A 3,030-nucleotide genomic window follows, 5' to 3' on the forward strand; every position below is an offset into this window, starting at 1 on the left:
CTAAGTGTTCAGGTCAAGCCCTCGACCGATTAGTAACAGTCAGCTCCATGCATTGCTGCACTTCCACCTCTGCCCTATCTACCTCGTCGTCTTCAAGGGGTCTTACTTCCTTTAAGGAATGGGATATCTCATCTTGAGGGGGGCTTCACGCTTAGATGCCTTCAGCGTTTATCCCTTCCCGACTTGGCTACCCGGCCATGCTCCTGGCGGAACAACCGGTACACCAGTGGTCAGTCCAACCCGGTCCTCTCGTACTAAGGTCAGCTCCTCTCAAATATCCTACGCCCACGCCGGATAGGGACCGAACTGTCTCACGACGTTCTGAACCCAGCTCGCGTACCGCTTTAATGGGCGAACAGCCCAACCCTTGGGACCTACTACAGCCCCAGGATGCGATGAGCCGACATCGAGGTGCCAAACCACTCCGTCGATGTGAACTCTTGGGAGTGATAAGCCTGTTATCCCCAGGGTAGCTTTTATCCGTTGAGCGATGGCAATCCCACTTTATACCACCGGATCACTAAGTCCTACTTTCGTACCTGCTCCACCCGTCGGTGTCGCAGTCAAGCTCCCTTCTGCCTTTGCACTCTTCGAATGGTTTCCGACCATTCTGAGGGAACCTTTGAGCGCCTCCGATACCCTTTCGGAGGCGACCGCCCCAGTCAAACTCCCCGCCTGACATTGTCCCACCGCCGGGTCACGGCGGATGGTTAGAAACCCAATACTGCAAGGGTGGTATCCCAACATTGACTCCATGGCAACTGGCGTCACCACTTCTTTGTCTCCCACCTATCCTGTACATGCAATACCGAATCCCAGTATCAAGCTGGAGTAAAGCTCCATGGGGTCTTTCCGTCCTGGCGCAGGTAACCAGCATCTTCACTGGTACTTCAATTTCACCGGATGCATTGTCGAGACAGTGCTCAAATCATTACGCCTTTCGTGCGGGTCGGAACTTACCCGACAAGGAATTTCGCTACCTTAGGACCGTTATAGTTACGGCCGCCGTTTACTGGGGCTTAAGTTCAAAGCTTCGACTTGCGTCTAACCTCTCCCCTTAACCTTCCAGCACCGGGCAGGCGTCAGCCCATATACCTCACCTTTCGGTTTTGCATAGACCTGTGTTTTTGCTAAACAGTTGCTTGAGCCTATTCTCTGCGGCCACATTTCTGTGGCACCCCTTCTCCCGAAGTTACGGGGTCATTTTGCCGAGTTCCTTAACAATGCTTCTTCCGTCGGCCTTAGGATTCTCTCCTCATCCACCTGTGTCGGTTTACGGTACGGGTACAATATAAACAATAGCGGCTTTTCTTGACGGCCGGCTCATGGGCTTCCCTACTTTAGTTCGGTCCGCGTAACGCCTTCGGATTGTTCAGCGGATTTGCCTGCTAAACTCCTACTTCGCTTGCACCGGATTTTCCGTTTCCGGCTCCCACTTTCCTTCCGTGTCCCCACAGTTCTGTTATATTGCAGTACAGGAATCTCAACCTGTTGTCCATCGGCTACGGCTTTCGCCCTCGCCTTAGGCCCCGACTTACCCAGAGCAGATCAGCTTTACTCTGGAAACCTTAGATATTCGGCCAAAAGGATTCTCACCTTTTTCTCGCTACTCATTCCGGCATTCTCTCTTCTTAACACTCCACGGCTCCTTACGGTACCGCTTCGTCGCGTTAACAATGCTCCTCTACCAATCACTTGCGTGATTCCTCAGCTTCGGTGTCGTGTTTCAGCCCCGGACATTTTCGGCGCAGGACCTCTCGACTAGTGAGCTATTACGCACTCTTTGAATGTATGGCTGCTTCTGAGCCAACATCCTAGTTGTCTTCGAAATCCCACATCCTTTTCCACTTAACACGCACTTTGGGACCTTAGCTGGAGGTCTGGGCTCTTTCCCTTTCGACTGCCCAACTTATCTCGTGCAGTCTGACTCCCGATAATCAATTACACGGCATTCGGAGTTTGATATTCTTCGGTAAGCTTTGACGCCCCCTAGGAAATTCAGTGCTCTACCTCCGCAAATCTCTATCGAGGCTAGCCCTAAAGCTATTTCGAGGAGAACCAGCTATCTCCGGGTTCGATTGGAATTTCTCCCCTATCCACACCTCATCGCCACCCTTTTCAACGGATGTGCGTTCGGTCCTCCACTACCTCTTACGGCAGCTTCAACCTGGACATGGATAGATCACCCGGTTTCGGGTCTACTCTGACTGACTTTTCGCCCTATTAAGACTTGGTTTCCCTTCGGCTCCGCACCTTTGGTGCTTAACCTTGCCAGCCAGCGTAACTCGCCGGACCGTTCTACAAAAAGTACGCGGTTCACCTCATACGGGTGTTCCACAGCTTGTAAACACAGGGTTTCAGGTTCTCTTTCACTCCCCTCCCGGGGTTCTTTTCACCTTTCCTTCACAGTACTATGCGCTATCGGTCACTAAGGAGTATTTAGCCTTGGGGGGTGGTCCCCCCGACTTCCCACAAGGTTTCTCGTGTCTCGTGGTACTTTGGATCCTGCTCGCTCTTCTCGGCTTTCATGTACGGGGCTTTCACCCTCTCTGGCCGGCTTTCCCAAAGCCGTTCCATTAACCTTAAAGTCACTTTCTGCAGTCCGTAACCCCAGGATGCACGCATCCTGGTTTAGGCTCTTTCCATTTCGCTCGCCGCTACTTTGGAAATCGAGTTTTCTTTCTTTTCCTCCGGGTACTTAGATGTTTCAGTTCCCCGGGTTCCCTTCCATACGTTATGGATTGGCGTATGGATGGCTGGAGTCTGTCCAGCCGGGTTTCCCCATTCAGATATCTCCGGATCAATGGATATTTGCTCCTCCCCGAAGCTTTTCGCAGCTTATCACGTCTTTCATCGGCTCTTAGTGCCAAGGCATCCACCCTGCGCTCTTTGTCGCTTGACCTTCCTGTTTCTATAGCGTTAGAAGCAGACGGTCTGTGTTGCTTGGTTTTCTTTCTTTGATTCCTTATGGTTTCCCATAAGGCCTCGGATGTCTCTATCTTTTACGTTTAACGTTTTTTAGATATTTTT

The 3,030-nt window shown here is 51.6% G+C and carries 1 rRNA gene; it reads right to left on the reverse strand.

Annotated elements, in window-relative coordinates:
• Positions 1-9: 9 nt before the first annotated feature.
• Positions 10-2,902 (reverse strand): 23S ribosomal RNA (locus tag GKG41_RS22980).
• Positions 2,903-3,030: the final 128 nt, after the last annotated feature.

The sequence above is a fragment of the Lactonifactor sp. BIOML-A5 genome, from assembly GCF_009677585.1.
Classification (GTDB): domain Bacteria; phylum Bacillota; class Clostridia; order Lachnospirales; family Lachnospiraceae; genus Lactonifactor.